This window comes from Acinetobacter junii CIP 64.5 (genome assembly GCF_000368765.1).
Lineage (GTDB): Bacteria > Pseudomonadota > Gammaproteobacteria > Pseudomonadales > Moraxellaceae > Acinetobacter > Acinetobacter junii.
On record NZ_KB849655.1, the window covers coordinates 236,906 to 256,637 of the forward strand.

The 19,732-nt window shown below is 38.8% G+C and carries 14 protein-coding genes, 1 pseudogene and 1 riboswitch; of the genes and pseudogenes, 4 read left to right on the forward strand and 11 right to left on the reverse strand.

Going from position 1 to position 19,732, the window contains the following annotated elements; translation table 11 throughout:
• Positions 1-83: 83 nt before the first annotated feature.
• Positions 84-3,557: an indolepyruvate ferredoxin oxidoreductase family protein gene (locus tag F948_RS06865; protein ID WP_004961890.1), complete on the forward strand. Its 3,474-nt coding sequence runs from the start codon at positions 84-86 to the stop codon at positions 3,555-3,557.
• Between the two features lie 90 nt (positions 3,558-3,647).
• Here the strand turns inward: F948_RS06865 and F948_RS06870 are convergent, their stop codons facing one another.
• Genes F948_RS06870 through F948_RS06880 form a run of 3 tightly spaced genes read right to left on the reverse strand, consistent with a single transcriptional unit; the run spans position 3,648 to position 6,297 of the window.
• A complete protein-coding gene (locus F948_RS06870) occupies positions 3,648-4,685 on the reverse strand; it encodes an AraC family transcriptional regulator (RefSeq protein ID WP_004961892.1) in 1,038 nt (345 codons plus the stop codon).
• A gap of 25 nt (positions 4,686-4,710) precedes the next feature.
• The gene (locus F948_RS06875; RefSeq protein WP_228128836.1) at positions 4,711-6,021 is read right to left on the reverse strand and encodes a DUF2306 domain-containing protein; all 1,311 of its coding nucleotides are present in this window, start codon (positions 6,019-6,021) and stop codon (positions 4,711-4,713) included.
• 9 nt (positions 6,022-6,030) lie between these two features.
• A complete protein-coding gene (locus F948_RS06880) occupies positions 6,031-6,297 on the reverse strand; it encodes a hypothetical protein (protein ID WP_004961897.1) in 267 nt (88 codons plus the stop codon).
• A gap of 214 nt (positions 6,298-6,511) precedes the next feature.
• Here F948_RS06880 and F948_RS06885 point away from each other — a divergent pair, with 214 nt between their 5' ends.
• Both F948_RS06885 and F948_RS06890 read left to right on the forward strand, forming a co-directional pair.
• Positions 6,512-7,456 (forward strand): ABC transporter permease, encoded by a 945-nt coding sequence (locus tag F948_RS06885; RefSeq protein WP_004961901.1) that lies wholly within the window; start codon positions 6,512-6,514, stop codon positions 7,454-7,456.
• Complete coding sequence (locus F948_RS06890; RefSeq protein ID WP_004639185.1) at positions 7,456-8,334, forward strand: ABC transporter ATP-binding protein; 879 nt, start codon at positions 7,456-7,458, stop codon at positions 8,332-8,334. The genes F948_RS06885 and F948_RS06890 overlap by 1 nt, the downstream gene beginning before the upstream one ends.
• A gap of 171 nt (positions 8,335-8,505) precedes the next feature.
• Here the strand turns inward: F948_RS06890 and F948_RS06895 are convergent, their stop codons facing one another.
• From F948_RS06895 to F948_RS06920, 6 genes are all read right to left on the reverse strand, one after another.
• Positions 8,506-9,528, reverse strand: a complete 1,023-nt coding sequence (locus F948_RS06895; protein ID WP_004961905.1) for an ABC transporter substrate-binding protein — start codon at positions 9,526-9,528, stop codon at positions 8,506-8,508.
• Positions 9,529-9,592: 64 nt separating this feature from the next.
• Positions 9,593-10,027, reverse strand: coding sequence for a CopG family ribbon-helix-helix protein (locus F948_RS06900; protein WP_004961909.1), 435 nt, complete (start codon positions 10,025-10,027; stop codon positions 9,593-9,595).
• Positions 10,028-10,767: 740 nt separating this feature from the next.
• Positions 10,768-14,373, reverse strand: a complete 3,606-nt coding sequence (uca, locus tag F948_RS06905; RefSeq protein ID WP_004961915.1) for an urea carboxylase — start codon at positions 14,371-14,373, stop codon at positions 10,768-10,770.
• 3 nt (positions 14,374-14,376) lie between these two features.
• Entirely contained in the window at positions 14,377-15,030 is a 654-nt protein-coding gene (locus tag F948_RS06910; protein ID WP_004961917.1) for an urea amidolyase associated protein UAAP2, read from the reverse strand.
• Between the two features lie 17 nt (positions 15,031-15,047).
• Positions 15,048-15,791, reverse strand: a complete 744-nt coding sequence (locus F948_RS06915; protein ID WP_026057410.1) for an urea amidolyase associated protein UAAP1 — start codon at positions 15,789-15,791, stop codon at positions 15,048-15,050.
• 24 nt (positions 15,792-15,815) lie between these two features.
• Positions 15,816-15,924, reverse strand: a riboswitch (guanidine-I (ykkC/yxkD leader).
• A 131-nt stretch (positions 15,925-16,055) separates the two neighbouring features.
• Entirely contained in the window at positions 16,056-16,535 is a 480-nt protein-coding gene (locus F948_RS06920) for an Lrp/AsnC family transcriptional regulator (protein WP_004961922.1), read from the reverse strand.
• Positions 16,536-16,665: 130 nt separating this feature from the next.
• Between F948_RS06920 and F948_RS06925 the strand changes: the two genes are divergently transcribed.
• A complete protein-coding gene (locus tag F948_RS06925) occupies positions 16,666-17,304 on the forward strand; it encodes a LysE family translocator (protein ID WP_004961925.1) in 639 nt (212 codons plus the stop codon).
• A gap of 75 nt (positions 17,305-17,379) precedes the next feature.
• On the opposite strand, the gene F948_RS06930 is transcribed toward F948_RS06925, so the two are convergent.
• Together F948_RS06930 and F948_RS06935 are read right to left on the reverse strand one after the other, a co-directional pair.
• Positions 17,380-18,210 (reverse strand): SDR family NAD(P)-dependent oxidoreductase, encoded by an 831-nt coding sequence (locus F948_RS06930; protein ID WP_004961928.1) that lies wholly within the window; start codon positions 18,208-18,210, stop codon positions 17,380-17,382.
• Positions 18,211-18,225: 15 nt separating this feature from the next.
• Positions 18,226-19,298 (reverse strand): annotated as a pseudogene (locus F948_RS06935) (amidohydrolase family protein).
• Between the last annotated feature and the right edge of the window lie 434 nt (positions 19,299-19,732).

The window sequence follows — 19,732 nt, forward strand, 5'->3', positions numbered from 1 at the left end:
GTTGTATGTCTATAACTCCAAAAGTCAACTCGGATGTTGAGAAAAGAAAGTAGCTCGAACTACATAATACAAAGGAGACATAAATGAATATCGCTACGACATTTACACCTAAAAAGATACCGACTAAAGATGTATCCCTTGATGATAAATACATAAGCGATAACGGCACGGCTTATATGACAGGTATTCAAGCTTTGGTGCGTTTACCACTCGCTCAAACCCGCCGTGATAGTAAAAATGGTTACCATACCGCTGGATTTATTTCAGGTTATCGCGGATCACCTGTTGGTAATTATGATAATTTTCTTTGGCAAATTGAAGGAATTTTGAAAGATCATGATGTGGTCTTTCAACCTGGTGTTAATGAAGATTTAGCTGCTACCGCGATTTGGGGTACCCAACAAGCCAATTTAGCAGGTCAAGGTAAATTTGATGGTGTTACTTCTTGGTGGTATGGCAAAGGTCCAGGTGTAGATCGCTCAGGTGATGTACTACGTCATGCTAACCTCGCAGGCACAGCCGAACACGGTGGTGTTGTTGCTCTATTTGGTGATGATCATTCTTGTAAGTCTTCTACTGTTCCGCACCAGTCTGAACATGTGATGATGGGTTGCGGCATTCCTATTTTTTATCCAACCTCAGTACAACACATTCTTGATCTTGGTATCCATGCGGTCGCAATGTCACGATTCGCGGGTGTATGGACTTCCATAAAACTCGTGAGTGAAATCGTAGAGACATCAGCATCTGTGCATGTTGATGAGGATCGTGTCATTCCAGTCTTGCCTAAAGATGTTAAATTTCCTGATGATGGCGTTAATATTCGCTGGCCAGATCATGGTATCCAACAAGAAGAACGACTTTACAAATACCGCTTACCTGCTGTCTTAGCATATGCACGTGCTAACCAACTCAATAAAGTCACTTGGTCATCTGAAAATGCCCGTATCGGTATCGTTGCGAGTGGCAAAGGTTATCTCGATACGATTGAAGCTTTGCGTATATTAGGGATTGATAACGATATTGCTGAACAAATTGGCTTAAAAGTTTATCAAGTCGGTCTTATTTGGCCTTTGGAACCACAAGGATTACATGAGTTTGCAGAAGGTTTAAAAGAGCTGATCGTTGTTGAAGAAAAACGCCCGATTCTTGAATCTCAAATTAAAGATGAGTTGTATTCACTACCTGATCATCAACGCCCTCATATTATTGGTAAAGCTTGTGATGGTAAGGGCGAATGGAGTACATCTACTGAGGAAGCTCCCTTAATCGGATATTACGAGTTTCAGCCTGAACCGATTGCAAAAATGTTGGCAGCTCGTTTTCTTGACTTGGATATTCCAGTACATATAAAAGAACAAATTCAAAACCGAGTTGGCTTATTAAAAACAGCTGAACAAGAATCTCAACGTATTTTAGATATTGCTGATCGCAAGCCTTTTTTCTGTAGCGGATGTCCTCATAATACTTCGACTAAATTACCCGAAGGCAGTCGTGCATTAGGTGGCATTGGATGTCATTACATTGCAGTTTCACTTGATCGTGGTACAGAAACCTATTCACAAATGGGTGGTGAAGGTGTGAGTTGGGCTGGTGCATCGCATTTTAATAATGAAAAACACATTTTCGCTAATCTAGGCGATGGAACTTATTTCCATTCAGGTTATCTTGCTATTCGCCAAGCCATCGCTGCAAAAATTAATATTACTTACAAAATCCTCTACAACGATGCTGTTGCAATGACGGGCGGACAACATGTGGATGGACATTTGAGTGTTGCTCAACTAACGCGTCAGTTAGCCGCTGAAGGGATAAAAAAACAGGTTATTGTCACAGATGAACCTGAGCTGATACATGCCGAAGAAGGTATAGCACCTGATGTAGAAATTCATCACCGTAATGAATTAGATGCAATCCAACGTCAATTACGTGATATTTCGGGAGTAACAGCCCTAATTTATGTTCAAACTTGTGCCAGTGAAAAACGTCGTCGTCGTAAACGTAATGCCTACCCTGACCCTGCTGAACGTTTACTTATTAATACTGATATTTGTGAAGGCTGTGGTGACTGTTCAAAACAATCGAACTGTTTATCTGTCGAACCTGTAGAAACAGAATTAGGTACTAAGCGTCAAATTAACCAGAGTACCTGTAATAAAGACTTTACTTGCGTCGAAGGCTTTTGCCCAAGTTTTGTCACTGTACATACACGTGATATGAAACGCCTTGAAAAATTTGAAGGATTTCCTGCTGGCTGGCCAGAAAAACCAATCATTCCTAGCTTGGAAAATACACCGAGCCGAATCATGGTGGGTGGTGTTGGTGGTACAGGTGTGGTTACTTTAGGTGCATTGTTAGGAATGGCTGCGCATCTAGAAGGTAAAGCAACACGTGTTATGGATATGGCAGGATTAGCACAGAAAGGAGGAACAGTATATTCCTATGTACAACTTGCTTCAGACGACGAGCAAATTTCAGCAACAAAAATTCCTGCTGGTCAATGTGATATTTTAATCGGCGCTGATGCAATCGTAGCAGGTAGCAAAGCTGCGTTATCACGCCTAAGAGATGAAGCAGTGGTGATCGTGAATGAAGATGCCTCTCCAACGTTAAGTTTTATTGAATCTCGGGACTGGTATGCTCCGATTACAGACTTAATTACTCGTTTGAAAGGACGTGTACATCACGGAAAACTAGTTACATTACCAGCAGCTAGTATTGCCACTCAAGTACTCGGAGATTCGATCTATACCAACCAGATTCTTTTAGGTATGGCTTGGCAATCAGGAAAAATACCGCTACTAAGAGAAAGTATAGAGAAAGCAATTCAATTAAATGGTACGGCGGTTGATAAGAATATCGAGGCTTTCCGCATCGGTTGTCATCTGAGCAGTGATCCTAGTTTAATTCAGCGTTTAGTCGCAGCGATGCCAAAACTTAATAAACCTCAGACCATGTCGGAACTAATTGAAGATCGTACTACTCGTCTGCGTGAATATTGGAATGAAGCTTACGCCTTGAAGTATAAAAACTTAGTAGAGAGCGCTGCGGAAAAATTACCTGAATCATTAGCTGGAACAATTGCAACTCAACTTTATCGAGTGATGGCTTATAAAGATGAGTATGAAGTTGCACGTTTACTTACAGCTAAAAAATTCAAACAGTCTATAGCCTCACAGTTTGGAGAAGGCTTACGTCTAACCTATCACCTAGCTCCACCTGTACTGGGCGCACATCAAAATATTCGTAAACGTGCTTTTGGATATTGGATCCGTTTCCCTTTGATGCTATTGGTACGTTTACAATGGCTACGTGAAACTTTCCTAGACCCGTTTTCTCGTCAAACAGAACGTCAGCACGAACAAGCGTGGCGTGACCGTTATATCAGCTTTGTCGAGGCTTTAATTGAATCACCTGAAAAATACAATCTGGTCGTTGCGGAGGAAATTGCCAAACTTCCTGTTGAGGTGCGAGGTTTTGGGCATGTGAAAGCGCAAGCGATGAACAGTGCGATACAGCGTTGGGATGAGCTTACAACATCACTCAAGAAATCCTAAAATTTTATTCAACTTGTAAGGCTGGCATTTTAATGTTCAGCCTTTTTTATTTAAAATCTGATATGAACTGATCATCTTCCTTTTATTTCATCAAATTTTATTTTGTTTTTCTCTATGTTCTCTAGGTGTGTAGCCCATTACACTCTTGAAGGCTCTGGAAAAATTAGATTCATTACTAAATCCTGATTTTTGTGCCACTTGGGCGATGGTTTTTGTGGAATTTATTAATAACCATCCTGCATATTCAACTGCAACCTCACGATGTAGTTGAGCGAGATTATTCCCCTCATTTGCCAAACGCCTTGTTAGAGTTCGGCTTGATAGATGCAAATGATTGGCTATGACTTCCGCATTTATTAATCGATTCTCATCCAATAAGAGTTCAATCAGACGTTTCACTTGCATAGAAACAGGTTTTAACTGCTGAGACATCTGCATTCTTTGTCTTAAGTTGTCTTGTAAAAGCTGAAACATGGTTGGGCTTTGGGTAATCAAAGGAATATCTAAATTTTCTTGCGGAAAATAAAGTACATTTCTATGGCTTGAATCATGAATAATGAATTCAGCGTTGATTTCTTTAATAAATGCTTGATAAGCATCACTAATTGGATGTTCAAACTCAATCACAATGTTCTTTAAAGGATGTAAAGTAAATGGTTCTATTTTATAAAGAACCATCATCACTAACTCTGTGAAGAATCTATTTTGCTCACCAAAATCACATACTCGTTCAAAAGACAAATAAACATGCTCGTTTTGGTTTGATTTATGAACTTTAAATGCAGGCATCATCAATGGGAAAAACTCCAAAGCAGCTTGTAAAGCTTCGCCTATTGAGCGTGCTGCCAAAGCTAACATGCCTAACATCCCATGTGACGTGAGTGGGAAATGTTCAAGAACTTGTAATGATTCTGGACGATCATCAGTACAATACTCTTGAACTAGACTATACGCTCGAAGTAATTGCTCACCATTGATCATCAATAATGGGTCAAGTAAGTCAGATGTATTTAATCCACATTGTGTATGAAACAAGGCTAAATCACCTCCTTTAGCCCTGATTAGGTTGTCGCAAACTTCAATATATTGGATTGGAAAATGTAAGTTGCTAAGAGGTGTATAAGCCATTGTTCCCTACTCTTTATCCAAATGATTAACGAGCAAACTTACTTAATGTCGCTTGACTATAAGCAGCGTAAAACAATCCAAAAACTAGCAAAATAGGACCTGCATCTGCGGCTAAACGATAGACATGCCCTTGCTGAATAAATATCTCAGGAATTGGAAGCAACATTAAAAAGTGTAGGATGAGATATGACATTGGCAGACTGACACTACACAATATGAGGAATAATCCCCATTCACGTATCAAATAAGGCTTATTCTGAATCACAGCATACGCCAATAGTGCTACAAATAAAAAGTTTAGGACAGCAAATAACCCCATATGCGTACCACCACTAAGCGTCGTGATACTTGGTGCTCCCATATACTTAGCCCAGATCATTAAGATAGTTCCAAGAATTAGTCCAAATAGTATTAGCCAAACTGCAAGTAATCTTACACGACTATGATTTACTTCAATTTTCAAGAAACTCGCATTGATAAAGCAAATACCAACGCCAATTAAGCCGATAGATGCGGCTATAAACCAATAACGTAATCCTTGGTGTTGCAAAACAGCTTGATTGTAGACCTCGATAAGACCTAAAGGTATGTATCGTTCAGCATTTGAAAATAATGAAAGATCTGTTGTGATAGACAAATAATAGATATTGGTTAATAAACACAGGAGCATTATGCCAATTAGTCCACTCACAATAAGATATTGAGTTTTTGAAATGATTTGTTGAGCTGCTACCAAACTAAATGGTCGATCTTTTTGAAAGCTACGAGATAAACACAACAATAAGTACCCCATAACAAAACACTGCGGTAATAAAATCCCCGCGCCCCAATAATTTGAAGTATTAAAGCTTACATCAGGAAATAATATACCTCCTAAAACCCAGTTATAGCGCAGGATTGGTGCAGTTAACAAAGCGCCGAAATTAATCGCCATGTAAGCTTGATGTTGCGCGTATTCTTTGCGTTTTAAATGATAAATAGATAACCATAAACTAATAGTTACAATGATTACTAAAATCCATAGACCTACATAAAATGAAAACGAATCGTAAATGGTCTGAACAGGTGTAATCGTGAGATAAATTGCAGCTGCAATCATCGCAAGCTGTGCAGTCACCATGTATAAAGCACCAAAGCCTCGATGCCAACGTGGATATCTATGTCGAAAGGCTGGCCAAAACTGTAAGGCACCAAACAGCATACAGATTCCTCCCATTACATTATGAAATGACAGTAAGACCATGTTCTTTATTGGCATTTCTGCATAATGGTACATCGAATAGGTAAAATAACTATCTGTACCATACGAGTGTTGATCAGATGTAACTTTACTCATTGCATATAACTATACCCCAGAGTGTTGCCAAGCTTGATTCAATGCAGGATCATCAGAATGATCAGTATTAGCAGCTTTGTTGGTTTGGTGACGTTGCTCTAAAATTTGTTCTGAACCAAAGATTGCTGGTGCAATATTTACCCGTCCCATATCAATTGCAAAAATAGCGTATAGACTTAATAAAGATGCAACAAAAAATACGAGGAACTTTAATATCCAATTACGCCAAACAGTTTTATTTTTCATTGGAAATAATGGATTTGAACTATCCGTCATCGTTTCAGTCCGCGCAAAAAGTGATAATGGGCATTCAAACAAGTTTTTTGTTTTATTTTCAGCCAATACTTATCAAAATCAGCCATTTTTTATTATAAAACAGATTTATTCTGCTCTAACTTCAGTCTCAAACTGAAAATAAGCCTGCTTGGCATCTATTTTGCTTAAACAGTATTACGTTTTATAAAAATTGTAATATTAAGAGGCAGTAGATATGAGTTACGTTGCACGCGAGCTCAGCCAAAAAAGCAAAATGTTATTTGGTTTCGGGTCATTTCTAATACCGATTTTACTGTGGTGTGCTGTGAGTTACTTTCCATTTATTTGGCATCCACAAGTAAAGATTACAGATTCTGGCAGCGTGACCTATTTACAGGTCGATAGTCGAATTGCTAAAGATATTTTCTATACCGAAGCACAAAGTGCTTTAGACCAAGGCAACACACCGCCACAAGGTGTTCTTGTTAATCCTATCTATTTGCCAGCACCGCATGAAGTTGCTATTGCATTAGTAACCGCTTTTACAACACCACCCGCGCAAGCTAATGATCCGTGGTTTCATGAAAGTCTTTGGCAGAGTATTAAACTCGTATTTACCGCCTTTTTTATTTCTTCTTTGGTCGGGGTGCCCTTAGGTATTTTGTGTGGTTTTTCTAGAACAATTTCTCAACTTACCGAACCCTTTGTTGAGTTTTTTCGTTATCTACCAGCCCCTGCTTTTGGTGCTTTGGCAGTTGCCATATTAGGTATCAACGATGCACCAAAAATAGCCATTATTATCATAGGTACGTTATTTCAACAGATTTTAATTATTGCCAATACAACTCGATTAGTTGATCGCAGTTTAATTGAAGCGGGTTTTACACTTGGAACGAACAAAACCAAAAGCTTAATTCATGTGGTGATTCCTGCTGCTTTGCCTGAGATTTATCGAGATTTGAGAGTTTTATTAGGCTGGGCGTGGACTTACTTGATCGTTGCTGAATTGATTGGGAGCACATCAGGTATTACGTGGTTTATTACCCAACAAGCACGTTACCAAAATTTTGACAATGTTTATGCAGCCATTCTCATCATTGGTGTGATTGGTCTGATTTGTGATGTCATTTTAATGAAACTTGGGCAGCAGCTTTTTAAATGGAAATCAGGAGCACACTAATGACAAATACCCATTTCAATGCTCGTGAATATTTTGATCATATTTATGAGCGTGCTGTCATCTTAGAAGCAAAACAACTCACGCAAAGCTTCAAACACGGTAAAACTGAACGAACTGTTTTAAACCAAATTGATTTAAAGATTCATAAACGTGAGTTTATTTGTGTGATCGGTCCTTCTGGCTGTGGAAAGTCAACATTCAGTCGGATTGTCGCTGGACTTGATTCTTATTCGGGTGGAGAGATTTTGATTGATGGACAACCGATCATGGGTCCTAGTCCTGAGCGCGGTATGGTGTTTCAAGGATATACACTGTTTCCGTGGAAAACAGTCAAAGAAAACGTGATGTTCGGCCCAAAAATGAAGGGACAAAGTGATAGTACGGCCGAGGCTCAAGCACGGGAATGGATTAATATTATCGGCTTAGAAAAATATGAAAATCAGTATCCTCATCAACTCTCTGGTGGAATGAAACAGCGTGTTGCGATTGCTAGAGCATTGGTGAATGAACCCAAAATTTTATTGATGGATGAACCATTTGGTGCACTTGATCCACATACCCGTCAGAAGATGCAACGGCACTTGATGGATTTATGGCAAAATATTGATATCACCATTATTTTTGTCACTCATGATATGGATGAAGCGATCTTACTTGCTGACCGTATCGTCGCACTGAAAGCCAATCCTGGTGAAATAAAAGAAATTATCGAAGTAGATTTACCTCGCCCACGTCATCCAGATCAAATGCTTTGCCCTGAATTTAAAGCATTGCGTCAACGTGTGGATCAACTCGTTCATGCCGATGAAGATCAACTCGATCCAGCACTTGAGGATTTGCCGTTGATTCCTCGTATGACTAAGGTAAGCGAAGATTGAAACGCCGATACGTCAATAAAGTAAAAAATTTACAGCCCACTTATAAGAGTGGGTTTTTTATATTGAAGTATTCATTGATATATCTGATAGATAAAAAAACTCCCTCATGAAAGGGAGATTTTTAAGAGCTAATGATTAAATTTAAAAGTATTATTACTCAATATATTAAAACTATTTCACCTCTTCAATAAGCGTTGGGAATATCACGCCATCAACATCCACTTTAGTGGTGTAGACTCCATTTTTAAAATTAAATTCGTTGACGTGATAACTTGAGCCATAGATAGAGTCAAAGCTGTTGGACTTGGTAAATACCTTCTTATTTGCTTGCAGATCAAGTAAATGAGTTCCGTCAATAAATTGAGCATACTGAGCAGAATCTAAACCGACTCGTTTTGCCATGATTGCTACAGCATCGTCTCGTGTTGCTGGATCATTGATATATTTAACAGTTTTATCCCATACCTGAATGATTTTTTTCCAATCTTCCTTATTTGCAGCAAGGTGTGTCATATTGACGGTCAAAGTATCATAAATCAGTCCCGGCTTATCTTTGGATGAGTAGATGATTTTAGAACCAGCAACCGCTTTTAATGCTTGATTGGCTACAGGTTGCCAAACTGCAATTGCTGACACATCAGGACTTGCAAACACTTGAGGTAATTCATTGGTGACTGCATTCACTAATGTCACTTCAGAGTTTGCTACTTTGGCATCATCTAAAGCTGTATTGAGTAAATGATGATCAACCAATCCTTTCTCAACTGCAATTTTTTTACCTTTCAAATCAGCAATATTATTAATTCCACTTTTGGCAATAATGACATCATTTCCTGCGGAATAATCAGTTGCCAAAATCATGATGCCTTTGGTGCCTCCTGAAGCGATCACCAAGTTATCACCATTGGATACAGAAACAGCATCGAGCTGATTGGCAGAAAATGCATTGATTGATGCAGAATAATCGAACCATTTGAATTCGACATTTACCCCCGCTTCTTTAAACCATCCCTTTTCAATAGCAACTTGCCATGCCACCCAACCTGGCCAATCACTATAGCCAATTGTAATTGGCTTACTATTAGTACTGCCTTCAGTTTTTGCCTTTGATTCTGGTAGTTTTGCTGTGTTGTCACAGCCCCCTAAAAAAATCGCTGTCAGCACAGATGCTGAAATCAGAGTTTTTTTGATCATCTTATGCTTGCTCCTATTATGCTTTGATATTTAGAACTTTTTGTCACTATGAATGCTTATGTGTCTAAGTGTTTTGTGCAATTGGCGGCATGACGGCATCCATCAATTCCAAATGCCCTTTAATTACCCCTTTTAATGCAATGAACTGCTGAGTAATGGCTTTCAAATCACTACTGACACCTTGCATCAACATGACTTGTAGAACCTTGTCATCATCCAATTGAATATGTAATGAACTAATTACCTGAGCTAAGTGTTGTTGCTGAAGGTCAACAAGTTGTGTTCGAAGTGGTTTTAAACTCACGTCATACAACAATGTCAAAGTGCCAACCATAACCTCATCGTTTTTAGCTAGATCATCGATTAAGTGCCGATTGATCATGTCCAAGATTGCTTGTGAACGACTTTCGTAATGTTGATCTACAATTTTTTGATCAAGTGCATTCAATGTGGTTTCGGGCACAGTAATACTGATTCGAGCTAACTTTTGCTTGGCCACAGTCTCATACCTTTATTTTGCGTTCTTGGTGATTTTGTTTGATATACAAACCTGCCCTAGCACTAAATAATTCGACTAGAAATTTCTTAATAGGATGTCTTTCTACAGCGTTAGTTTTGACTTCACTCATATCGCAGCTCCTACAAGGGTATTACTAAAATTAGTTTTTGTATTACTTGTTTAGAATGCAGGATATGTGCCAATTTTTAGTGATTGAGATTTGTTGAATAAAGTTAAATTAAATAATAAAAAAAGCCCCACTACGCTGAGGTGGGGCTTGTTTAAAGTACTGTATGGCATCAGTTTATTCCGTTGTTATTACTCATGTTCTGGTTATTCTTTTTATACATGTTGGAATGAACCGATGTTTGTGATTTAGTGATCAAGTTGGTTGCTCTCCTCTATTTATGCTGTATATAAATAAAAGCAGAAAGCATGCCAAAATATTAGATAGTTTGCATTCGATCAAAACGTAAGATAAATAAGCTACATAAGTATTGAAAGCAAGTATGAAGCTGATTTCCCAATCTTAAAAATGCCTAAAAAATGTATCAACTCGCACCATTTAGTTACGCTGAATGCATCAAAGTGTGGCTATATTTTACTCAGGTTGGGTCAACTCTTATTTTGTGTGGAACAAGAGCATTTAAGAAAAAAAGCCGTCGAATATAAACACATTCAAAAATGTAATTCTTAAATTTAAAAAGACCGCTTAAGCGGTCTTTTTTATTTCAATCTCATTAAGCCACTGGCGCTAGTGTAAATAACACCTGCCCTGTTTTAACAGTTTGTCCTTTTTCGATCGTAATGCTTTCAACTTTCATGCGTTCGGGCGCAACAATCGGGATTTCAATTTTCATGGCTTCAATGACTGCTAGCGTTGCTCCTTCCTCGACAATATCGCCAGATTGACATTCAATTTTCCAAATCGAACCCGGCATATGTGATTCAACTGCACAACCACCATCAGGAATGATGACGGTTTCACCCTCATCAACAGCATCCAAACTCTCTGAGACATATTCTGCAAGACCTGCCTCATGCCAACGACGACGTTCAGCATCAAAGTTAGCTTGTTGAGTTGCTTTAAAACTTGAAATGGTTTCAGCATTGTCTGATAAGAATTGATTATATTCTTTGAGGTTTAAAACACCTTCCTCAATTCTGAGTTTGAGTCGTCCTGCCTTAAAATCCTCACGCATCTGCATGAGTTCTGTTTCAGAAACTTCATAGAATTTAATCTGATCAAAGAAGCGCAATAACCACGGTTTACCTTGCTCAAAGTCTGCATTTCTACGATAGCGAGACCACATTTGAGTCGTTCTACCCACAAATTGATAGCCACCCGGTCCTTCCATTCCATAGACACACATATAAGCACCGCCGATTCCAACAGCATTTTCAGGTGTCCAAGTTCGTGCAGGATTATATTTAGTCGTTACGAGTCGTTGACGTGGATCAAGCGGTGTTGCAACTGGTGCACCTAGATATACATCACCTAAGCCCATCACCAAATAATTTGCGTTATATACCACGTCTTTTACGGCTTGCTTATCTTTTAGACCATTAATGCGACGGATAAATTCGATATTGTCTGGACACCACGGTGCATCAGGACGCACCGTTTGCATATAACGATCAGTTGCCAACTGCGTTTGTGAATCTTCCCAAGCCAAAGGTAAATAGACAGTACGTGAAGGAACTTGCATTTCAGTCACATCAGGCAATTCTGTTTCTGCTTGTTTGAGTAGGTTCAATAAATTCTGTTGATCCAGTTTGAGTGAGTCATAATGAATTTGAAGTGAACGTATTCCCGGTGTTAGATCAATGATACCTATGATGTTTTGATCTTTAACCCACTGCATTAATGCATGTATGCGGAATCTCAAATTCAGGTCTAAAACCAATTCACCATACTCAACCAACATGTAGTTATTACCAGCGGGGCGATACACTACATTTGGAGTATGATCTTGACCATCTAAACGATCTAATACAGCATCATTTAAGCTATCAAACTCAGCATAAAAGCTTTGACCAAATTGCACATCATTAAGATGCTCAGTACTAAGCATATGATGATAGGTTTGATTTAATTCGGCTGCTTGTTCATATCGAATAGGAACAAATTTGACTTTGTCTCCTGCTTTTAATTGACCTAATTTCCAAAGTTCAGAATGAACAACGACCGCTGGGCAAACAAAACCACCAAGACTCGGACCATCAGGACCTAAAATGATTGGCATGTCTCCAGTAAAGTCGATTGCTCCAATAGCGTAGGCATTGTCATGAATATTGGAAGGATGTAAACCTGCTTCACCACCATCTTCACGCGCCCATTCTGGCTTTGGTCCGATCAATCGAATTCCTGTACGGCTTGAATTGAAATGTACTTCGAAGGAATGTTCAAAGAAGGCATCAATATCTTGTTTGGTGAAAAAATCAGGCGCACCATGCGGACCATACATCACTGCAATTTCCCAACTGTTTGAGAATGTCGGGACTAGTTCTGCATTTAAACTTGTTTGTTGGTCTGAACTAAAAGAAGTGATTGGCAACATATCACCAATTAGCAAATTACGTCCTGCGTGACCACCAAATTGACCTAAGGTAAAAGTCGCTTGTGAACCCAAGTATTCAGGAACATTCAAACCACCTTTGATGCCAATATAAGTTCTACATCCTGTGATGATTTTACCGCATTTAAGGATTTGCCCTTTCTTGACATTCACCGTTTGCCACATTGGAATGTGCACACCATCTAAGGTTGACGGCATGTCACCACCTGCAAGCACGATTTGGCTATCACAGTGAAACTTTAAAGTAGGTCCATGCAATGTACATTCTAAACCTGCACTATTGGATGCATTGCCAAGTAGTTGGTTTGCCACGTTTAAAGATAAAGGGTCAATCGCTCCAGACGGTGGTACACCCACATCCCAGTAACCTAAACGCCCAGTAACATCTTGTATGGAAGTTTGAATGCCAGCTTGCAATACTTCGATTTTTTGAGTTTTCCACTCAAAAGTATTGAGGAAACGAGTGGTTTGAGTACCTGCTTTAAACACTTCACAATCAATAATATTCTGTAAATATTCAAGATTGGTTTCGATACCTGCCACCTGAGTTTTGGCTAAGCTATGATTCATTGCTTGAATAGCCGCATCGCGATCATTTGCCGTGACGATAATTTTAGCAATCATAGGATCGTAAAATGAGGAAACAGTCGAGCCAGTTTCTACCCATGTTTCATTACGTGCTTGATCATCAAATTCAACAAAGGTCAGTAAACCTGCACTCGGTTGGAAGTTTTTGATCGGGTCTTCTGCATACAAACGAACTTGTATCGAATGCCCTACTGATTTCAAAGATTGTGTTGGTGCTGTCCAGTCGCCACTCGCAAGTGTGACCATCCATTCTACCAAATCCACGCTGTATACTTGTTCTGTGACACCATGTTCAACTTGTAGGCGGGTATTTACTTCCAAAAAGTAAAAGTCTTGCGTGTCCGTATCCATCACAAATTCAACAGTACCCGCTGAACGATAATTCACGGATTGCATGAGTTGAATTGCAACAGTCTGAATATATGAACGTTGTTGATCATTTAAATGTGGTGCTGGGGTTTCCTCAATAACTTTTTGATTGCGACGTTGAACAGAACAATCTCGCTCACCTAACGCTAAAACTTGTCCTTGACCATCACCAAATATTTGCACCTCGATATGGCGAGCATTCTGTACAAATTTTTCTAAATACAGTCCTGCATCTTTAAAGTTTGCCTGCGCAAGATAAGAAACTGTTGCGAAAGCATCTTTTAGTTCATCAGCATTCCATACCAAGCGCATGCCGATACCACCACCGCCTGCGGTACTTTTTAGCATCACAGGATAACCAATGCGCTCTGCTTCAACCAATGCCTCTGCTTCATCAGCCAAAAGTTGGCTACCCGGCAATAGTGGCACATTTGCTTCGATTGCAAGCTCTCTAGCGGTATGTTTCAAGCCAAATGCACGCATTTGAGCTGAGTTTGGGCCGATAAATGCAATTCCTTGTGATTCACACAAATCACAAAAATCAGCATTTTCAGATAGAAAACCGTAACCCGGATGAATGGCATTCGCACCTGTTTGTTTGGCGACTTCTAAAATTTTATCAACATTGAGGTAACTCTGACTCGCGGGTGCATCACCGATATAAATCGCTTCATCTGCTAAAGTCACATGCAATGAATCTCGGTCTGCCTCAGAGTAGACAGCAATGGATTGGACACCTAATTTTTTTAGTGTTCGAATAACACGACATGCAATCGCCCCACGATTGGCAATTAAAACTTTATTAAACATAGACTAAGCCTCCTCTCCATCACGAATCACTAATTGGATCGGTGTCGGGTTATAGGCATTACATGGATTATTCAGTTGCGGGCAATTAGAGATCAGTACGATTAAATCCATTTCTGCTTTAATCTCGACAAATTTACCCGGTGCAGAAATACCATCATCAAATTTCAAATGTCCATCAGATGTAACAGGAACATTCATAAAGAAATTGATATTTGGACCAATGTGACGCACATTCAAATTGTGCTTTTTCGCGATGGGATGTTTAGCTAAGGCATACATGAAGTTGTTACGGCAACTATGCATAGGATAAGTTTCATGTGCATAGCGCACAGTATTACTTTCGCAAGAACATGCGCCACCTAACGTATCATGACGACCACAGTTATCATCATGAATGACTGCAATTAACCGTCCAAAGTTACTGTATAAAGGTGTGCCTTTTTCTAAATAGATATATTGATTCATGGCAAGCGTATCTGTAGCGCTATAACGCTCTTCAGGATTTTCTGCTGAGATAAACAACGTATCAACAGCTTGGTTGCCCTCTAAATCGATAATCCGAAAGTATTGACCTTTTTTGACTTCGCACATCCATGCTTCACCCGCAGGACAAACTTCACTTAATGTAGCTTTTTCAAAAGTATGTAAAACCGTCATGATGCTTCTCCTATAGCTTAATATGCTGAACTCAATGCGTAGTAACGTGCGTTGTTTTGAAAAGCACGTTGATTTTGTGAACAGGCATCACGACAAATATCATGGTCGGCTAAAGAGTTGGCTTTATACAAAGACAATTGAATATCGCTTGGTTGATAGAGCGATCTGTTATCTAAACCATGTGGAGCAGCAGAAAGGAAAACCAGACAATCCATTTCAAAACGTAATTCAATGATTTGGCTGGTATTGTCTGATTGGGTATAGCTTAGAGCACCTTGATCATTGGGACTCACTTTTGAGAAAAGGTTTACGGTTGCACTTAAATCAGTTTGTGACAGTGAAAATTTCGCCATCTCTACCAATAAGCCATCGACACCGTTTTGGTACATTTCATTTCGTGCATCTTGAAAACGACGTTGACCAAATTGTTTGCTGATTTGCTCAGGACGACTCGCCCCACAGAAAGTATCATTCCAACCATGGTCATCTTTAACTATAGATGCCATGACACGCCCTAAATCTGAATATAAAACATTGCCCGTCGTTAAAAATGCAGTATGTTGTCCTTTTAAGGTGTCTGGCATGTTGTAACGTTCGAGTTTATCTTCAGCATTCACACAAAACAGTGAAACATTGGCGTTTGAAGCCAGAGCTTTAAACTGAAGAACGCTCCCTTTCTGAACTCGTCCAGACCAATGATGGCCACCTGGTAGTTTTTCAGTCCAAAGACTCTGATTATTATGATATTCGCCCATTCGCATGACCTCTTATAAGGTTTAAGTCCAACCTCCCGGGCTTTTATCCCTCCGTGTAGTTCTTGCGAACCGTGAACTCTCGGTCTCAGTCATAGTCAACTTTTATCCGTTGGCTATCGGAACCCTAGATCACTTTATGATGGAACTAATAAAGCAAATGGCATGCCAGTTTAGTAATACGTTTTTTTGATTTCGTCATACTTTTTTGACTCAAAACAAGGCATTTTTATTTTTATGCACTGTGATCAATCAAAATCAGTGCACTAGTGTTTATTTCTGAGGCTTTACTGGAAAACATAAAAAGGGCTTTATTTCCTTCAGCACAAACATACTTTGCATTTCTTTGATTCCGGGCAATCTTCGAATGGTCGTCATTGAAAATTCAGCATAGGTATCGAGATCTGGTGATACGACTTGCAACAAAAAGTCTGCATCGCCTCCAATGCTATAACATGCAACGACATAATCTAAAGCAGTGACTTCTTCCTCAAATTTCTTTGCCTCTCTTTCACTATGACTATCAATCGATACACGGACAAACACCATCACACCTAAGCCAAGTTTTTTGCGATCAAGTAAAACGCCGTATCCTTTGATGACTTTGGTGTCTTCTAAATGTTTGACTCTTCGCCAACAGGGCGAGGTTGAAAGACCTAACTGTTCTGATAAGTCAGCATTTGTGGTTCTTGAGTCTTTTTGCAACAACTCTAAAATTCTTGCATCAGTTTTATCAATTTTTAATTTAGGCATAAAATTTCTATTAAATTTAAATATAGGGTTATTTATATCCTATTTTTTATATTTGCTAGAACATATAGATCAAATTTACCTATGTATTTATTAAAAAATAGAGATCCGATTTCATTGGGTTTTAATTGACATGGAACATCTCACACAGACAATGACCTATGTTTTAACTTTAGGATTAGCCGCAATCCTCCCTGGACCAGGCATGACTGGTCTTATGTTTAAGACTTTAGTACAGGGATATAAAAATGGACTGATGATGCTATGTGGTCTCATCACGGGAGATATCACTTTTTTATTGATTTCAATTTTTCTTTTTTCTTCTCTTCATCATTTCAGTCCACATTTGGTTTTTTATTTGATACTACTATCAAGTTCGTATCTGCTTTACTTAGCTTATAAGTTTTGGTTTTTTAAAGGTAATCTTTTGGAAAATGAAGCACCTGAAAATCTCAAAAACACGCTTTTTTCCTATAAAGATGGGCTGTTAATTACTTTGAGTAATCCTAAAACCATTTCATTTTATCTTGCGATTGTACCTGCTATCTTCGGCGCGCAGTCATTGCAAAAGCAAAGCTGGTTTTTAGTGTCTATTACCATCTTCACGCTTGCCATCATTGGTGGTCTTTATGTCTTTTTTTTGTTGAATCTAAAGAAAGTACTCAGTGATATAAAAGTACAAACCATTTTATTAACAACGCTGTCTGTCATGATGGGTATATTGGCTTTGGGAATGTTTTATAGAGAATTTAACATTCAATATTTAGCATAAACTATTGATTCACAAAGCCCTAAATTACATTTTACTTTAGAGCTTTGTGAATCAAATAGAGGATGAACTCAAATCTTACTTTTTCTTTTTGGTGAACAAATTCAATGCTTGCGCATAATGTGATGGTGCTACACGCTGAATTAGATCTAAAATTTTGGCATCATTGCCAATTAAAACTCGGCGCTGATCTTTTTTAACCGCATTTAAAATTACTTTTGCAGCTTCTTCAGGTGGGGTTTTAAGTACCTTGTTAAAAGCTTTACTGGCTTTTGCAGGATTCAATCCTAAGGCACGAATACTATCACTCATGCGTGCGCTATTCGCAATGTTGGTGCGAATCCCCCCTGGATGGACACAAGTTGCACTTACACCGTTGGCTTGTAAGTCAAGCTCTTGACGAAGTGATTCGGTAAAACCACGTACTGCAAATTTAGTCGCATTGTATGCACTTTGCGTAGGTTGTGCTGTTAAGCCAAATAGACTGGAAATATTGATAATATGCCCTTCACCACTTTGTTTTAAATAGGGTAAAAATGCTTTGGTACCATGTACAACACCCCAAAAATTAATATCAAATACCCATTCCATTTCCTCATAACTCATTCCTTCAACCGTGCTTGCCAATGCCACGCCTGCATTATTAAAAATGAGGTTAATTTTTCCATGTTCTTGGGCGGTATTCGCAGCCCATTCCTCTACAGCAGTGCGATCAACCACATTTAAGGTGCTAAGCGTGACTTTAACTGGATAGGATTTAACAAGTTCCAATGTTTCAGCTAAGCCTTGCTCGTTGACATCACTTAGGGCTAAATGTGCACCTTGTTGTGCCAATAAGATAGCGAGTTGTTGGCCGATTCCAGAACCCGCACCTGTAATCGCGGCAACTTTTTGATTAAAATTTTTCATAGCATAGCTCTTTGTTTAGTTGATGTCTAATTGATAAAAATGGATTGCGTTTTGTCTAAAAATCGCTTGCAAAGCTTCAGAACCATAAGGCTCAATCATTTTGATATAAGCCTGTATTAAGTCGGTTAAACGCGCATTAGGTTTATCCATTGGATAGTTTGAAGCGAACATGATTCGATCTGTACCAAAAACACGAATCGCATGCTGTATCAATGGGGTTAATAATTGAATAATTTCATCTACAGTCGCCGTCCGATTTTCTTTGTAAAATGTGTGTCCCAATACTGGCATCATAAGCCCTGATATTTTTGCATGCACATTCTGCTGCTTCGCTAAAGCACTTAGGTCGTTTTGCCATTGCTGAAATATTGCATCACGTTGCGCAGCGTTTTCCCTGTCTTCTTCCCTACTGCACCAAACAAACTAACAGGTGTTGCAAGATGATCTACCACGATCCTTGTTTCTGGAAACTGCTTGGCCAAGGCAGTGATCTCATTTAATTGAGTTGAATAGCCCCAAGCATCAAAAGACAGATTCATTTTGGCGAGTTGCTCAAATCCCTTTAAGAATTTTTTAGACTGATATAAATGAGGTGTTTTAGACCAGCGATAGATGCCGTCATCTTCATGCCAAGAAGACATCTTTCGAATTCCTCTAAACAAAGGACTTGCATCTCGATGAGCTTTTAAAATATCGACGAATTTGCGGTGACTTGGATCTGCCGTAGCAACAATTGCAGCAAGCTTTAAATCATATTTTGAAAAATCTAACTGGCTTAGCCATCTCGTTTCTTCAACAACGCCAAACCCTTTATGATGATGCCAATCGGCTTCGACATGAACAACGCTTTTAACCTGTATCTCATCTAAATCTTGATGATAATGTATCGGTAAATAAGAGCTTAATACATGTTGCGTATGCCCTAGAGTGTCCAACAACGCTTTTGGTTTTACTATGCGAAGAATCTTATCCATAAGCAATGGATATTTCCCCAATGTCTTAACCAATAAAGTAGCTGAATGCGGAGTATGGTAAGGAGCCCATTGGTGTATGTGCGGATCAATAATAGAAAAATCGAGCTGTTTCATTGTTCTACTCTTTAGCGTTGTAATATCTTTTTTTTGAAAATTAATTTTTTCATAACAGTTCAGAAACTCTGTTGAAATCTTATAGAACCGATAAGCTATTTATATAGGTTCTCATTGGTCGCTCCGTACCTAATTCTATTCCCTTGATTTCAATAGCCTACAAAAAATCTAAATATGCATGAAATGATTTTTTATAATCTTAAATTATGAGTTCTATTCATAATAAAATAGGACTTACGCATTGACGGATTCAAAAAAGTACTAAAATACTTTATAAAGTATCTGTGATCAGACGAATTAAACATGCTTCTACAGCAACTTGTACTCTACCCATTTATATGGGCTTTCTCATGACAGAACCGAACTCTATTAGCTGCACACAACTTGCCGAGACTTATAATATCTCGCATGATAGTGTAAATCGCTTTCTAGAG